The organism is Candidatus Poriferisocius sp. (assembly GCF_965204015.1).
In the GTDB taxonomy this organism is placed as follows: Bacteria; Actinomycetota; Acidimicrobiia; order Acidimicrobiales; family Bin134; genus Poriferisocius.
Genome location: NZ_OZ241965.1, coordinates 3990605 through 4004730 on the forward strand (window position 1 = coordinate 3990605; position 14126 = coordinate 4004730).

Genomic DNA, 14126 nt, shown 5'->3' on the forward strand with positions numbered 1-14126 from the left:
TTTGCCCCCTTTCTCGGAGCTATTTCTCCCCTAGCGCTTCGAGAACCATCTGGCTGAACGCGTGATGCATGACGTCCCAAAATGGTGCATAGAACATCTGATTGACGGCGGGTGAGTGCCGAGCGCGTTGTACTCCCTCGATAACGCGCTGATCCTCCAAATGCGCCATTCGCCACAAATGGTAGAGCACTTCCCGCGAAGTTCGTAAGGTCGGATCCGTCGCGGCGTCTCGGCGAAAGTAGTATGACTCGTAGAGTGTCGTATGGTCTGGCCGCTCCGGGAACGCGAGCACGGCAACAATCGAATCGGGCGCAATACCGATGTGAAGGTTTGGGAAGAGTGCGCCATAATAGGCATTGACTGGTTCCTCTTCGCGGCCAAGATGTGGAATGTCTAGAAACGGATACGTATTCGCGAAATCTTCGGCCTTATAGGAGAGTGCCAAGAAGTTTCGATCGACATGATCCCAATAGGTCTTCACGCCATCATGTACGCGCGGCACCTCGGGTGAATCAGCATAAAGCGTGTGTGCGAACGCTTCGTGGAGAACGTTTATGCACGTGTTCTCATAGTATGTCTTCCAGTTCGCAGCCACCTCGTAGCTGAAAGTGGTTTCACCCTCACCCATCGACATGCGGCCGGGCGACGCCGACGCGAGATCCCATGGCTCCAAGATTTCGGCGAGCGGCGCGATATAACTGGCAAAAGGCTCGGACTGCTCCGCCAAGCTTACAAAGACAATACCCATGAACGTCTCGCACGCAACGGGCAGAAGGTCGGCTCGGCGTTCACCCAGTGAGGCAAGGCTGCCTTCAGGAGTGCCGTCCCAATATGGGATCCCTACAAGTCTTCCGTTCAAGTCGTAGAGCCAGCCATGATAGGGGACACGCAAAAATTCACGGCGGTGTTGTTGTTCCAGGACCACCGGACAACTGTCGTAGGGGCACACGTTGTGGAAGACCCGCACCTTTCCGTCCGTGCCACGAACAGCCATGAGCGGAAAGTCGATGATGTCCCGTGGCATGACATCACCTTCGTGAGGCAGTTCGTGCTCGAAGCAGTACGCTACCCAAGATTGGCGATAGATCTTTTCTGCCTCCACTGCGAACCACGCCTCGCAGGTAAATGCTCGGTTAGGCAAGGTCAAGGCCTCTTCGATCGGCCGCCACACGGCCTCCCGTTCATCCTCGGTTAGGAGGGCACTTCGCTCGTCTGTAGCCATCTCTTGTCGGGGGTGCGGTGCTGGTGAATGCCCGGTTCCCCATCCCCTTTCGATCTGTACGTGTGCCCGGCGCCACGCCTCCCACGGCACGTCATCGCTGTGAATGCGGTCATTCAGGTCGTTGAATCAGCGATCGGGACGAGCAACACGTAGGTAGCCTATCGGTCGATAGATTACGTGTCAAGGCGATCGACCGGTCGTTTGAACGAATAGTAAATCCGCAAGGGCGTAGTGACCTCGTGGAAGCCTTGTGCGAGTGAGATGACGGCCGAAGCCATTGTTTGGCTTTCGACAAGCTCCCATCCCTCGTCCCCTAGCTCGTTGCAGAGGGCAAGCCACCCGACGACACTAGCCCCCTCGACAGCGAGCTCGGAATCACCTTGCTTGCCCTCCGTTCGCTTCTCAGCGAAGGTGTCGCCAGGTCGCCAGATGTAGTGGGCGTTCTCGAAATCCCACCGAACCCCCTCCTTCTCGGACTCCCTCGCGACCTGCTCATAAGTCACGATCAGGTATTCCCATTTTGTCGCCATTCGGCACCTCCATTGTGCACTAGTACGACACCCGGTTCGGCGGACAACGCCTCGTCACTCGAACGCCGCCCTGCTCGCGAGGAGGTCGCGAACCTGGTCGGCTTCGAAGCCGAGCTCGCCGAGTATGTCGTGGGTGTCACAACCCCGAGGGCGAGCTGGCGCACCGCCGTCCGGGTACTTGCCATCGAATCCGATCGTCGGGCGGATGCGCACGACGCGGCCTTCGGTCGGGTGTTCCTCGTCGCCAAGCAGACCGACCGCGGTGAGGTGGGGATCGCTCGGCAACGTCTCGAGGGTGTGTATGGGCTGGGCAGGGATGTCGACCGATCCGAGGAGCTCCAGCCAGTCGGCCGTGGATCGCTCGGTGAGCGGAGCCCCGCGCACCACGAACCAGTCGACGACGTTCGTCGCTCGAGCGGCGACCGACGAGAAGCGCGGGTCGCCGACGAGCTCGCGGCGTCCGGTGACTTCGAGGAACGCTCGCACCTGTGCGTCGGTGTTGACGGTGAAGGCGATCCATCCGTCGAGTGTCTGAACGGGTCGATTATGAGGAGTGAGGAGCCTCCGGTCGCCGGGCGGTCCGACCGGAGGGTCGAAGCTGTGCTGGGCGAGGTGCTCGTGAAGGACGAATGCCGCCATCGTCTCGAACATCGGTACCTCGATCAGACATCCGCGGGCGGTGTGCTCACGCTGGTGCAGGGCCGCCAGGATCGAGCCGGCTGCGATCTCGCCGACGATGTGGTCGCAGAGGAGCAACGGGACGTACCGAGGGGTGCCGTCGCGTTCGAGCATCAGCCCAGCGATGCCGCTCGCGCCTTGGACAACGCTGTCGTACGCGGGCTGGCCAGCGTAGGGGCCGTCTGTTCCGAACCCGGTGATCAAGCAGTAGATGGCGCGTGGAAACCGATCGACCACCGCGACGGGATCGAGGCCCAGTCGCTCGAGTGCCTGGGGCCGCATGTTCGCGACGACCACGTCAGCCCACTCGAGAAGGCGCTCGACGACCGGTTGAGACTCGGGGGCCTTGAGGTCGAGGCCGAGATTCCGCTTGCCCCGATTGAGGTGGAGATAGGTGCCAGAGTGCTGACCGGTCGGCGACTCCCCGCCGAGCCCTCGCATGAGGTCGCCGTTCGGGCCCTCGACCTTGATGACGTCGGCGCCGTACTGAGCGAGGCGCAACGTGCATGCCGGGCCGACGACGACGGTGGTCAAGTCGAGGACGTGCAGTCCGTCGAGCGCAGGCCCCGTCATCGGACGAAGGCCTTCATCCCGACGGCCACGCGACCGGTGTCGTCGAGCGCGCGCAACTCGTAGTGGTCGTCGCGCTCGTCTCCGGTGAGTGTGATCGGTCGTTGTGCGAACAACGGGGCGCTGTAGCGCAGGTCGACTCGGTTCGGGGTGACGCCGATGTCGCGGCGGAGGAACTCGGTGAGCAGGAGCGTGCTGAGACCGCCGTTGACCACGAGATCGGGAAACCCCTCCACCTCCCGTGCGTAGGTGCGATCGAGATGGATCCGGTGGGAGTTGAACCCCAGCGCCGAGTACTGGAACAGCAGCGTGTCGTCGGGAACGACCACGCTGATATACGACGACTCCGGAATCTCGAACTCCTTCGAGCCGTCGGCGGACGGCGGGGCACCTGGCGACTCCCCGAGGAGTAGGTACGTCTGCTCCTCTGTGATCGCAGGCGCGTCCGATGTCGAAAGCCAGATCTCGTGAGCGATCGTGACCACTGCCATCGGTCCCGACGCCGTCGATTTCTCCGACTGGCTCACGAGTCGACTCACACGACGGACGTTGGCCCCGATCGGCACATCGTGGGCATAGTGCACCGACCGACTTCCGAGGAGCAGGCGTGGCAGGCCGAGGTCTGGCATCCGGACACCGAATCCCCCAAAGCCGTCGCTTCGCAGCTCGGATCGACGAGTATCGGCGCCGAGCAGGACGAACTGCCAACCGCGAGGCAGCGTTCCACCCGCCAGGACGCTCGTCGGGTCGATGTCGAGCATTGCCGACACCCGCCGGACCACAGACTGACCGCAGGTCTCCTCGCGAACCACTTCATGGGTGTCGAGCGTCATTGCGGCCCCGAGGTTCTGCGGACCGACGAGAGCGCCGGCGCGGTCATCGACGCGAACTCGTCGTCAACTTAACAGCGCCGAATCGGAGCGCCGCGGCGGCTCTTTCGCGAGGCCAAAGAGACGAGCCGCGTTGTTCCAAAGTAGGTCCTTCGACACAGCATCCCCGAGATTGTCCACCAGACGAGCGACGGTGGGTGTGCTGTTGGGGTAGGTGCCTTCATCGTGGGGGTAGTCGTTCGCCCACATCATCCGGTCGGAGCCGATGCGCCCGATCAATTCTACTGACACCGAGTCGTAGGAGAACGTGATATGGCCCTGGCGGCGGAAGTACTCACTTGCCCGTAGCTCGAGCTTGCGCACATCCGGCCGACGCTCCTGCATGTAGTCCATCGACTCCAAGACGAATGGCAACCAGCCGGCCTCTGCCTCGACGATTGCGAACTGGAGGCGAGGGTAGCGATCGAATACGCCTGATGAGGTCAATTGCAACAGCGGCGACATCCCGGCTGCGGTCCCCATCACCGTGTGGGCCATGCCCATCCACGACGATTGAAGCCCCGTGAGTTCAAAATCCTTGGTACTGAGCTCCTCTCGGCCGAGCTCAAGCAACTCCGGAGAAATCGCCAGGGCGTTGGCGAAGTCGGCGCCGCCAAAGGATGCATTCCCTGCGAAGACGTGGAACGCCGGGACGGAATCGGTTTCGTCGAGCGCCCGCCACACGGGCTCGTACAAGTCAAGGAAGTACGGAAGCCACGGGATCGAAGGGGGCATCAACATCGCCTTGAAACCCATGCCGGCAATTCGCTCGATCTCCGTCACAGTACCTTCGACATCCCCCACCGGTAGGATGGCGACCGGCACATAGCGATCGGGCTCACTGAAGAACGTTTCGACAAGGAAGTCGTTATAGATGCGCGCCATCGCCACCTGGTATTCGGGATTTGGGTGCGCAGTCAGCGCCAGGTATCGATTCGGGTACACCACCTCAGCACCAACTCCGTCGGCCTCCTGCTTCATTCGCCGCACAGCCAGGTCACGGCCTCCCGTTGGGTCGGTCCGGTACTCTCTGGCGCGAACCTCGTCGCTGGCATTCTCGACGAAGCGCATGGCGATGTCCGCGTTGATGACGCCGAGACCCGGGACGATGCGCAACTTCTGCCCGTCACGCTCCTCCCAGCGGGGCGCCTCGGGCTTCAGGTGATCCGGCAGCCGGGCTTGGAGCGCATCGTCGTCCTCGTCGACGTGATTGTCAGCCGAGAACACCAAATAGTCGATGTTGGCCATTGGGCGAACTCCGATCGTGGTCAGCGCCGATCCCCGAGTTTCTCACTGGGGGACTAGGGCCCGAAGGGACACAGCCTATCGATCGATAGCCTAACGGAATTCGCGCCGCCTCGTCAACTTGGGCCTTGACCACAAGGGTTTGAGCGCGTGGTTCTTGCGGACCTCTTTGCCTGGCCTGATTCTCGCTCTTGACTTTCCGAAGTGCCTATGGCTACAGTCTCGGCAACGTTGGCTCCCAATCAATCGATAGGTTGGTGCATCGGTTTTGTGAGTCCACCTGTCCGGGAGGCGCCGCCATCGTGAACAAGCCCGGCGATGTAGAGGGATACTGTGACCCGCGATTTGCCTCCGTGGCTGAAGAGTTCGAGCGCAACTTCATTGAGCGGGGTGACCTGGGCGCCTCGGTCGCTGTGACGGTCCACGGCGAGACCGTGGTCGATTTGTGGGGCGGGTGGGCAACGGCGGATCGCGCTACACCCTGGGAGAAGGACACATTGTGCGTCATGATGTCCTGCTCGAAGGGACTTATCGCTTTGTGCGCGCACCTCCTGGCCTCCGCCGGGGAACTTGACTTTGAGGAGCCCGTCGCCACGTATTGGCCAGAGTTCGCTGCTGCGGGCAAAGAAGGCATCCTCGTCCGCCATCTCCTCAGCCACCAAGCGGGGCTACCCGGGCTGCGGGAACCAGTGAAGCCCGGTGGGTTCTATGACTGGGACTACATGGTGGAACGTCTTGCTGCCCAAGAGCCGCTGTGGGAGCCAGGCTGTGCTTCCGGTTATCATGCGCTGACCTTCGGCTTCCTCGTCGGTGAGGTCGTTCGGCGAGTCTCAGGACAGCCGATTAATGAGTTCTTTGCGACCGAGGTAGCCGGGCCTCTTGAGCTCGACCTTTGTCTCGGCCTGCCTGCCCCTGAACATCATCGGGTGACCCAGCTCCTTCCGGCTCCCGAGCCGCAGCCAGGGGAACTACTCCCGCCATTCTTCGAGGTGGCGGCGAAAGATCCGACCTGTATTACCGGGCTCGCCTTGGACAACAACGGGGGGTACTTCCTGCCTGATGAGTGGAACTCGTCCAGGGCTCTCGCCGCCGTGGTGCCATCCACCGGATTCGTCGGTAACGCCCGCTCCCTAGCCAGCGTCTATCGCGCGATCGTATGGGACCATCGGATCGGCCGGTTCAGCTTCGATGCTGAGGATCTGAACCAAATGGAGGAGGTTCAATCGGCGGTGCTCGTGGATCAAGTCCTCCTAGGCGCGAACCGGTGGTCGTTGGGCTACGTCAAGGGCGTTCGCAGTCCCGTGCAAGTGCACCCTCCGTTTCGGATGTCACTTAGCGCAGCAGCGTTCGGTCACAATGGTATGGGCGGGTCGATCGGCTTTGGAGACGTGCCCGCCGGGCTGTCTTTCGCCTACATCATGAATCAAGCGGCACCTGACGTCGCGATCGGTCCGACTGCTCAGTCGCTGATTGACGCCGTGTACAGGGTGCTCGGGTACCAGCGGTCGCGCTATGACACGTGGGTACGTCCGCTCCCGGTGGCACATCGAGAGTCCTGACTCTAAAAAGGGCGCCCTATCGCGCTGATTGCCTGCGGTTCTATGAGATTGACGGCTGCCGGCCAGCGGGAGAGGGGGATCCCGCTGGCCGGCTGGCCGTTACTGGGCTCAGGTCAGGTCGAACCGATCCAGGTTCATGACCTTGGCCCAGGCTGAGGCGAAATCGTTGACGAACTTCTCCTCGCCGTCGTCGCACCCGTACACCTCGGCGATTGCCCGGAGTTGCGAGTTGGAGCCGAACACCAGGTCGGCCGCGGTGGCCGTCCAGCGGAGCTCGCCGGTGGCGCAGTCCCGGCCCTCGTAGGCGCCGGGCTCATCGATTGAGGCCTGCCACTCGGTGTCCATCGTCAGGAGGTTGGTGAAGAAGTCATTAGTCAGGGTGCCTGGCCGGTCGGTGAGAACACCGTGTTGGGACTGGCCGGCGTTGGCGTCGAGCGCCCGCATTCCGCCCACCAGCACCGTCATCTCCGGGGCGGTCAGGTTGAGCAAGAAGGCCTTGTCCACCAGCAGCTCCTCGGCGGGCCGCTTGTGGAAGTCGGCCAGGTAGTTGCGGAAGCCGTCGGCGGTGGGCTCGAGCACGGCGAAGCTATCGACATCGGTCTGCTCGGCGGTGGCGTCGGTGCGCCCCGGCGAGAACGGAACCGCCACATCGTGGCCGGCGTCGCGGGCCGCCTTCTCCACGGCGGCGCACCCGCCCAACACGATCACATCGGCCAGCGAGACCTGCTTGCCGCCTTGGGCGTTGAAGTTGGTCTGCACCTGCTCGAGGGCACCCACCACTTCGGCTGTGCCGGACTGTACGTTGATGTCCCAGCCGCTTTGCGGTGCGAGCCGGACGCGAGCCCCGTTGGCCCCGCCACGCATGTCGGTGCCTCGGAACGTTGAGGCCGAGGCCCAAGCGGTGGACACCAGCTGGGACACCGACAGCCCCGAGCCCAGGACCCGGGCCTTGAGGTCGGCGATCTCATCGGCGCCGATGGGCTCGCCCTGGGGGGCGGGCACCGGGTCCTGCCAGATCAGCTCCTCTTCGGGAACCTCGGGGCCGAGGTAGCGGGCCACCGGGCCCATGTCGCGGTGGGTCAGCTTGAACCAGGCCCGGGCGAAGGCGTCGGCCAACTCGTCGGGGTTTTCGTGGAAGCGGCGCGAGATCGGCTCGTAGATGGGGTCGAACCGCAAGGCCAGGTCGGTGGTCAGCATCATCGGCGCCACCCGCTTGGCCGGATCATGGGCGTCGGGCACGGTGTCATCGGCGGCCCGGTCGGTTGGACGCCACTGGTGGGCGCCAGCGGGGCTCTGGGTCAGCTCCCACTCGTAGCCGAACAGGTTGTCGAAGAAACCGTTGTCCCACCGGGCGGGATCGTTGGTCCATGCGCCTTCGAGTCCGCTTGTGATGGCATCGGCGCCCACACCTGTGCCAAAGGTGTTCTTCCAGCCCAGACCCTGCTCTTCGAGGCTGGCTGCTTCGGGGTCAGCCCCGACGTAGGTGTCGGGGGCCGCGCCGTGGGCCTTGCCGAAGGTGTGGCCGCCGGCGATCAGCGCCACAGTCTCCTCGTCGTCCATGGCCATGCGCCCAAATGTCTCCCGGATGTCGATCCCGGCCGCAATCGGGTCGGGATTGGCGTTGGGACCCTCGGGATTGACGTATATGAGGCCCATCTGCACCGCCCCTAGCGGGGTCTCCAGTTCGCGCTCGCCGGTGTAGCGCTCATCTCCCAGCCACTCGTTCTCCGAGCCCCAGTAGACGTCTTCCTCCGGCGCCCAGATGTCGGGACGGCCGCCTCCGAAGCCAAATGTTTCAAGTCCCATCGACTCCAGGGCCACGTTGCCGGCCAGGATCAACAGGTCGGCCCACGACAGCTTGCGGCCGTACTTCTGCTTGACGGGCCACAGCAGCCGGCGGGCCTTGTCCAAACTGGCGTTGTCGGGCCAGCTGTTCAGCGGGGCGAACCGCTGCGCCCCGGTGCCGCCCCCGCCGCGGCCGTCGCCGATCCGGTAGGTGCCGGCGGCATGCCAGGTGAGGCGGATCATCAACGGGCCGTAGTGGCCGTAGTCGGCGGGCCACCATTCTTTGGAATCGACCAGCACATCGGCGATGTCCTGCTTCACTGCCGCCAGATCGAGGGACTCGAACTCGACGGCGTAGTCGAAGTCGTCTCCCATCGGATCGGCCTCAGGTGAGTGCTGGTGCAGGATCTTGAGGTTCAGCTGCTCGGGCCACCACTGCTCGGTGGCCGAGGTTCCCTTGGCGGTATTGGCTCCAGAAAACGGGCATTGGTTCGCACTTTCTGTCATTGGACTCTCCTTTGAGTTTGAGTTGTGTGGATTGTTGGTTGGTTCATTGGGCCGCTGGCTCCTTGTCAGCGGCAAAGCACTCGGGGCAGCGGCCCCAGTAGATGACTTCGGCCTCGTCGATCTCATAACCCGAGTCGTCGGCCGCGGTGAGACAGGGGGTGTAGCCCACCGCGCAGTCGACATCGACCATCTGATTGCAGCTGCGACAGATCAGATGGTGGTGGTTGTCGCCGACCCGGTCCTCGTAGCGGGCTGGCGATCCGGCGGGCTGGATCCGGCGGATCAGTCCCTTCTCGGCGAGCATTCCCAGCGAGTCATACACCGCTTGGCGCGAGATGGCGCCGATCTCGTTGTGGACCGCTTCGGCCACATCCTCAACGGTACCGTGAGGGCTGGCTGAAACGGCACGGATGACAGCAATCCGCTGAGCGGTGACCTGCAAGCCGTGCTGCCGCAACAGATCGGCGGGAGAGGGAGTGTCGCTGGATCCCATGGGGACACTATAGCAACAACTCTGGACTAATTCAAAAATTCTATCTTATCTATTTTCAGAATATATCTGCAGCCTGCTCGGCCTTCATCTCCTCATAGCTGATCTCGCCGCGGAGCATGCGCTGAGCAAGTACGGGGAGTTGGCTCCTCGGCCACCGGTCTTCCCCAACGAGGTGTGCTTCGCTCGTGATCGAGCCGTCTTCGGCGAACTCGTATGTGCGGTATCCAGGCGGGAGAGTGGTGTTCTCCCCCATGTCCAAGTTGACCGAGAGTGAAGGGCACTGGTGGATGGGGCGCCCCGCACACTCCAAGATCGTGTTGGTGTGGGTGTGGCCAGCCCCGACCCCGCGGATGGCGGGAGCCATCTCGATCAGTCGGGCGAATTCAGCGTCATGGTCGGGACTCCTAAAGAAGCCGACCACTCCTGGCGGGTGGTGAGTCCAGACGAAGGCGTGGTCGGCATCAGTTTGCCCCACGGTCTCAGCCATCCACGCAACCTCGGGGTCTCCGAAGCGTCCATGCTGCATGGTCCGATCCTCGGTGTCTACCAGAGAGCCATCTGGGCGACGCTCTCGCCCGTCGGCATTGGAGTCGGCGAACAGGAACAGCCAGTTCTCGACCCTCCAAGTGCGCCCGTTGCTCAGCCCCGGCCGAGGCAAAATGGCGTCGAAGGGCACCTGCCGGTCGTGATTTCCCGGACACACGACGGCGGGAACCGGTATACGATCGAACTTTTCAGCAATCTTCATGTACTCGGCCTCAGAGCCGTCGTTGGCGATGTCGCCGGTGATCACCACCAGATCCGGTGTCGGCCGAGCAGAGTCGAACGCGTCGGCAAACACTGCGTCCCAGGTGTCGTCGGTATTGCGCGACTCCCCTTCTGGGTTGGTGCTGAAGTGCGTATCTGAAAACTGGGTGACGCGAAACACCTCCTGAGTATTCCAGAACTGCTCCCCTCAGGTCGTGGATCAGCAGCCTTCAGCCGACTAACGCGTCGGTCTGAGAGAAGTCGTCGCCCACAAACACCAGGGGTTGGCCCAAGCGGCGGGCGAGGGCGTAGGAGAAGACGTCTCCGTAGTTGAGGGCCGCGGGATGTCGTCCCCTGCCGAAGCGCCGCCAGCAGGCCAGCGCTTCTTCGGCCAGACCGGCATCCACTGGTTCAATCTGGATCTCGATGCGGGACAAGAGCTCTTCGAGGAGCAATACGCCAGCCGCCCCGGTCTTGGCCTCCACAACGATTCCAAGCTCAACTCGAGTGGCGGCCGACATCACGCACGGAGCACCCATCAGCTTGCGCTCGATGTCTTCGCTGCCCGGCTCACTGAACAGCACCGCAACGATCGCTGAGGTGTCGACCACGTTCATGCGGGAAGACCGTGCTCGCCATAGCCGATGATCTCGTCGGGCGAACGCTCGTCGAGAACGGGCAAATTACAAAACCTCTCAACAATGTCCCCTAGTGCCGGTCGACGCCGACGACGACGCTCCAGTTCCAACTGGGCTTCCAGCGACGCGGTGACCGCATCGGTGATGGACGTTCCCGTCAACTCCGCCAGATCTCGGGCCAGTTGATCAGCTCTCTCGCTCTTGATGCTCAACACCATAGGTACCAATATATAGAAAAAGGTAGAAAGATGCTACCGCTCAAGACCCCCGGGTGAAGAACAGTTGGAGTTCGACGATGCCGTGGTCTTCGGCTGACAACACGATGGGGACGCGGGGCACGGTTACGTCGTAGTCGGCGAAGACCACTTCTGTGGAGCCCACTACCACAACGGTATCGTCCACTAGCTGGGCTTCCAGTTGGATCTCCACGCCGCGGGTGATACCTCTTATGGTGAGCTCACCCACCGCAACGGTGGCAATGGGTTCGCCCGAAGCGGGATCAGGCCCGAGGTCGATGGGCGCGGTGAGGGTAAACACCGCGGATGGGAACTCAGCGGTATTTAACGCGGATTGGACAGGGCGGTCACGGCGGCTGTCGTTGGTGGTGATAGCGCTCATATCTGCTTCCACCGTGACGGCGGTCACCGTTTGGCCGTCAATGGTGATCGACCCGCTGACCATCGGCGTTCGGCCCACGGCGGTGGTCGATCCGATGCTGGCCAATTCCTCGTCGACCCGGAAACCCACGAACGTCCCGGTGGAGTCTTCGTAGCTGAACTCCCCGATAGAAGTGTCCACCGTCCACTCGCCGCTCACCTCCCGAGCATCAACCCCAGCGTCGGATTCTTCCGTCGCCTCAGCGGAAGCAGGAACTGCTGTCGCCGCGGGAATTGCCACTGCCGCCGATGTGGGTTCAGGAGCTGGCTTTGTTGGTGGTGAGGCAACCGTGGGGCCGGGAGTAGGGGCCGCGGTTGCAGCCGCCCCACCGCCATCATCTTCAAGAGAGGAAACCGCGGCGCCCAGATCCACCGCCGCCGGCGCATCATCCCTGGTCAACCACCAGATGAGGACAACAGCCAGGACCGCCACCACAACTACGGCAGCCAGAACCACCCACAGGAGGCGTCGCCGTCTGAACCGCTCAAGCATTGCGTCAGGGTAGCCGTGGGATCGGTTGACGATGGCACGAGGCCGAAGTGCATTCCGTATGGGGCGACGTACTAGGGGTGGACTGCACAACGAATTGCCGCAAAGTCGGTCTGGCTTAGTAGTTCCGGCCCTGCGCCGCCGTACAGTCATGGTTGAGTGGGTCACGAGATCGACTCCAAAGAGAGCATGAGGACATGCAAGGAACTGTCAAGTTTTTCAACAATGAGAAGGGCTACGGCTTTATCTCGCGAGACGGCGGCGATGACGTCTTCGTCCACTATTCGAACATCGCCGGCGAGGGTCACAGATCCCTCAACGAAGGCCAAACAGTCGAGTTCGAAGTTGCCCCAGGCCGCAAGGGCGAGGAAGCACAAAACGTGCGAGTCGTCTGAACAATCCACGCGGTGACCACGCCGCAGAACCTCCTTGCCAGGGCACGTCTCATGACTCAGTATTACGACGAGTACACGCCTTCGTATCCGGACCGGGGGTCGTGGAGCTCTCCCCGGGTGCTTCGGGACCGCGCCGCTCGGCATCCGGATCGCACCTATCTCGACGTGCCGTGGTCCGGCGAGTCTTACACGTTCGCCGAAACCCTCGATCTGGCCGAGCGGGTCGGCTCGGGAATGCTGGCTTTTGGGGCCCAGCCGGGCGACCGGGTCCTGGTCATGATCTCGAACTGCTCCGCATACATCCTCGCGTGGCTGGGGTCTTCGGTCGCCGGCCTCGTGGAGGTGCCGATCAATACGGCCTACCGAGGATCGTTCTTGGCCCATCAGGTCCGCACTACAGAGCCAGTGCTGGCCGTTATCGCCCCCGAGTTCGTGGAGCGCATCGTCGACGTTCCCGACGCGGTGACATCCATCCGCCACTACTTCGTCGTCGGAGATGATACCGCGGTTGCCGCCGCGATCTCCCAACTGAGCGCCGCTGGCTACGAGGCCAGCCCGTGGAACTCGCTTCTCACCGCCGCAAAAGCCGAGTTGGCCGATGTGGAGGCTGGCGACCTCGCGTCGGTCTTCTTCACCTCGGGCACAACCGGGCTCTCAAAGGGCGTCATGATGCCGCACGCCCACATGTATTTGTTCGCAGACGAGTGCGTGTCGTTGACCCGGCTGACGGAAGCCGATACCTACATGTCGGTGGGCCCGCTGTTCCACGGCAACTCGCAGTTCTTGGCGGCCTACCCAGCGCTGATCGCCGGTGCCCGCTACGTGTTGCACGAGCGCTTCAGCGCATCGGAATGGATCGACCAGATCCGAGCAGCAAGAGCAACGGTGACCAACTTCGTCGGCGTGATGATGGACTTCGTCTGGCAGCAGGAGCCCCGGCCCGACGATGCCGACAACCAATTGCGCTGCATCTTCGCGGCACCCACGGCCAGTTCCATCCTCGACCAGTTCAAGGAGCGTTTCGGCGTCGAGGCCTTTGTGGAGGTATTCGGCCTCACCGAGACCTGTATGCCGATTCTCACGCCCTATGGCGTCGACCGCCCACCGGGCGCCGCCGGGCTTCTCAACGCCGACTGGTTCGACATCCGCCTGGTGGACTCCGACACCGACGAAGAGGTGCCGGTTGGCGAGGTAGGCGAGCTCATCGTCCGGGGCCGCTATCCGTGGACCACCTGCCAGGGGTATTTCGGCATGCCCGACAAAACGACCGAGGCTTTCAGAAACCTGTGGTTCCACACCGGCGACGGGCTCCGTCGCGACGCCGACGGCTGGTACTACTTCGTGGATCGCCTGAAAGACGCCATCCGGCGGCGGGGCGAGAACATCTCGTCGTACGAGGTCGAACAGGGTTTGGTTTCCCACCCGGCCCTGGCCGAGGTCGCGGCTATCGGCGTCCCGGCCGACCAGGAGGCCGGAGAAGACGAGGTAATGGTCTTCGTGGTGCCCGAACCGGGCGCCGAGGTCAGCGTCGAGGAGGTCTGGGCTTATGCCGACAAGCAGCTACCGGCCTTCGCGGTGCCCCGCTATCTCCGCGTGGTCGACGAGCTGCCGAAGACGCCGTCGGAAAAGGTCCGCAAGATGGTGCTGCGCGAGCAGGGAGTGGACGCCGAAACCCACGACCGCGGCCCCCAGCCTCGCCGTAGGAGAAATACGACGAACTAGAAGCGAATTCCACTCGGTTG

Annotated in this window: 14 protein-coding genes; 3 read left to right on the forward strand and 11 right to left on the reverse strand. The window is 62.9% G+C overall.

What is annotated here, in order from left to right; translation table 11 throughout:
• Positions 1-19: 19 nt before the first annotated feature.
• The 5 genes from ACOGJC_RS18155 to ACOGJC_RS18175 form a co-directional block, all read right to left on the reverse strand.
• Positions 20-1222, reverse strand: coding sequence for an aromatic ring-hydroxylating oxygenase subunit alpha (locus ACOGJC_RS18155; protein WP_419846395.1), 1203 nt, complete (start codon positions 1220-1222; stop codon positions 20-22).
• A 173-nt stretch (positions 1223-1395) separates the two neighbouring features.
• Positions 1396-1752 carry a hypothetical protein gene (locus ACOGJC_RS18160; RefSeq protein WP_419846396.1) on the reverse strand — a complete coding sequence of 119 codons (357 nt, stop codon included), beginning with the start codon at positions 1750-1752 and terminating at the stop codon, positions 1396-1398.
• Between the two features lie 54 nt (positions 1753-1806).
• Positions 1807-3003: a CaiB/BaiF CoA transferase family protein gene (locus ACOGJC_RS18165; protein WP_419846397.1), complete on the reverse strand. Its 1197-nt coding sequence runs from the start codon at positions 3001-3003 to the stop codon at positions 1807-1809.
• Positions 3000-3833 carry a hypothetical protein gene (locus ACOGJC_RS18170; RefSeq protein WP_419846398.1) on the reverse strand — a complete coding sequence of 278 codons (834 nt, stop codon included), beginning with the start codon at positions 3831-3833 and terminating at the stop codon, positions 3000-3002. Before ACOGJC_RS18170 ends, ACOGJC_RS18165 begins: the two co-directional genes overlap by 4 nt.
• Positions 3834-3896: 63 nt before the next feature.
• Positions 3897-5117, reverse strand: a complete 1221-nt coding sequence (locus ACOGJC_RS18175) for an amidohydrolase family protein (protein WP_419846399.1) — start codon at positions 5115-5117, stop codon at positions 3897-3899.
• Positions 5118-5467: 350 nt separating this feature from the next.
• Between ACOGJC_RS18175 and ACOGJC_RS18180 the strand changes: the two genes are divergently transcribed.
• Positions 5468-6673 carry a serine hydrolase domain-containing protein gene (locus ACOGJC_RS18180; RefSeq protein WP_419846400.1) on the forward strand — a complete coding sequence of 402 codons (1206 nt, stop codon included), beginning with the start codon at positions 5468-5470 and terminating at the stop codon, positions 6671-6673.
• Positions 6674-6781: 108 nt separating this feature from the next.
• Here ACOGJC_RS18180 and katG read toward each other — a convergent pair whose 3' ends face one another.
• The 6 genes from katG to ACOGJC_RS18210 are packed head-to-tail and all read right to left on the reverse strand — an operon-like array spanning position 6782 to position 11992.
• On the reverse strand, positions 6782-8965 hold the full coding sequence (gene katG, locus ACOGJC_RS18185) for a catalase/peroxidase HPI (protein ID WP_419846401.1): 2184 nt from the start codon (positions 8963-8965) through the stop codon (positions 6782-6784).
• Positions 8966-9008: 43 nt separating this feature from the next.
• On the reverse strand, positions 9009-9458 hold the full coding sequence (locus ACOGJC_RS18190) for a Fur family transcriptional regulator (RefSeq protein ID WP_419846402.1): 450 nt from the start codon (positions 9456-9458) through the stop codon (positions 9009-9011).
• Positions 9459-9513: 55 nt separating this feature from the next.
• Complete coding sequence (locus tag ACOGJC_RS18195) at positions 9514-10386, reverse strand: metallophosphoesterase family protein (RefSeq protein ID WP_419846403.1); 873 nt, start codon at positions 10384-10386, stop codon at positions 9514-9516.
• Positions 10387-10435: 49 nt separating this feature from the next.
• Complete coding sequence (locus tag ACOGJC_RS18200; protein WP_419846404.1) at positions 10436-10822, reverse strand: type II toxin-antitoxin system VapC family toxin; 387 nt, start codon at positions 10820-10822, stop codon at positions 10436-10438.
• Entirely contained in the window at positions 10819-11061 is a 243-nt protein-coding gene (locus tag ACOGJC_RS18205) for a type II toxin-antitoxin system VapB family antitoxin (protein ID WP_419846405.1), read from the reverse strand. The genes ACOGJC_RS18200 and ACOGJC_RS18205 overlap by 4 nt, the downstream gene beginning before the upstream one ends.
• A 40-nt stretch (positions 11062-11101) precedes the next feature.
• Positions 11102-11992 (reverse strand): YceI family protein, encoded by an 891-nt coding sequence (locus tag ACOGJC_RS18210; RefSeq protein WP_419846406.1) that lies wholly within the window; start codon positions 11990-11992, stop codon positions 11102-11104.
• A gap of 194 nt (positions 11993-12186) precedes the next feature.
• On the opposite strand from ACOGJC_RS18210, the gene ACOGJC_RS18215 reads away from it, so the two are divergent.
• Both ACOGJC_RS18215 and ACOGJC_RS18220 read left to right on the forward strand, forming a co-directional pair.
• The gene (locus tag ACOGJC_RS18215) at positions 12187-12384 is read left to right on the forward strand and encodes a cold-shock protein (protein ID WP_419846407.1); all 198 of its coding nucleotides are present in this window, start codon (positions 12187-12189) and stop codon (positions 12382-12384) included.
• A gap of 51 nt (positions 12385-12435) precedes the next feature.
• On the forward strand, positions 12436-14106 hold the full coding sequence (locus ACOGJC_RS18220) for an AMP-binding protein (protein WP_419846408.1): 1671 nt from the start codon (positions 12436-12438) through the stop codon (positions 14104-14106).
• The last annotated feature ends 20 nt before the right edge of the window (positions 14107-14126 follow it).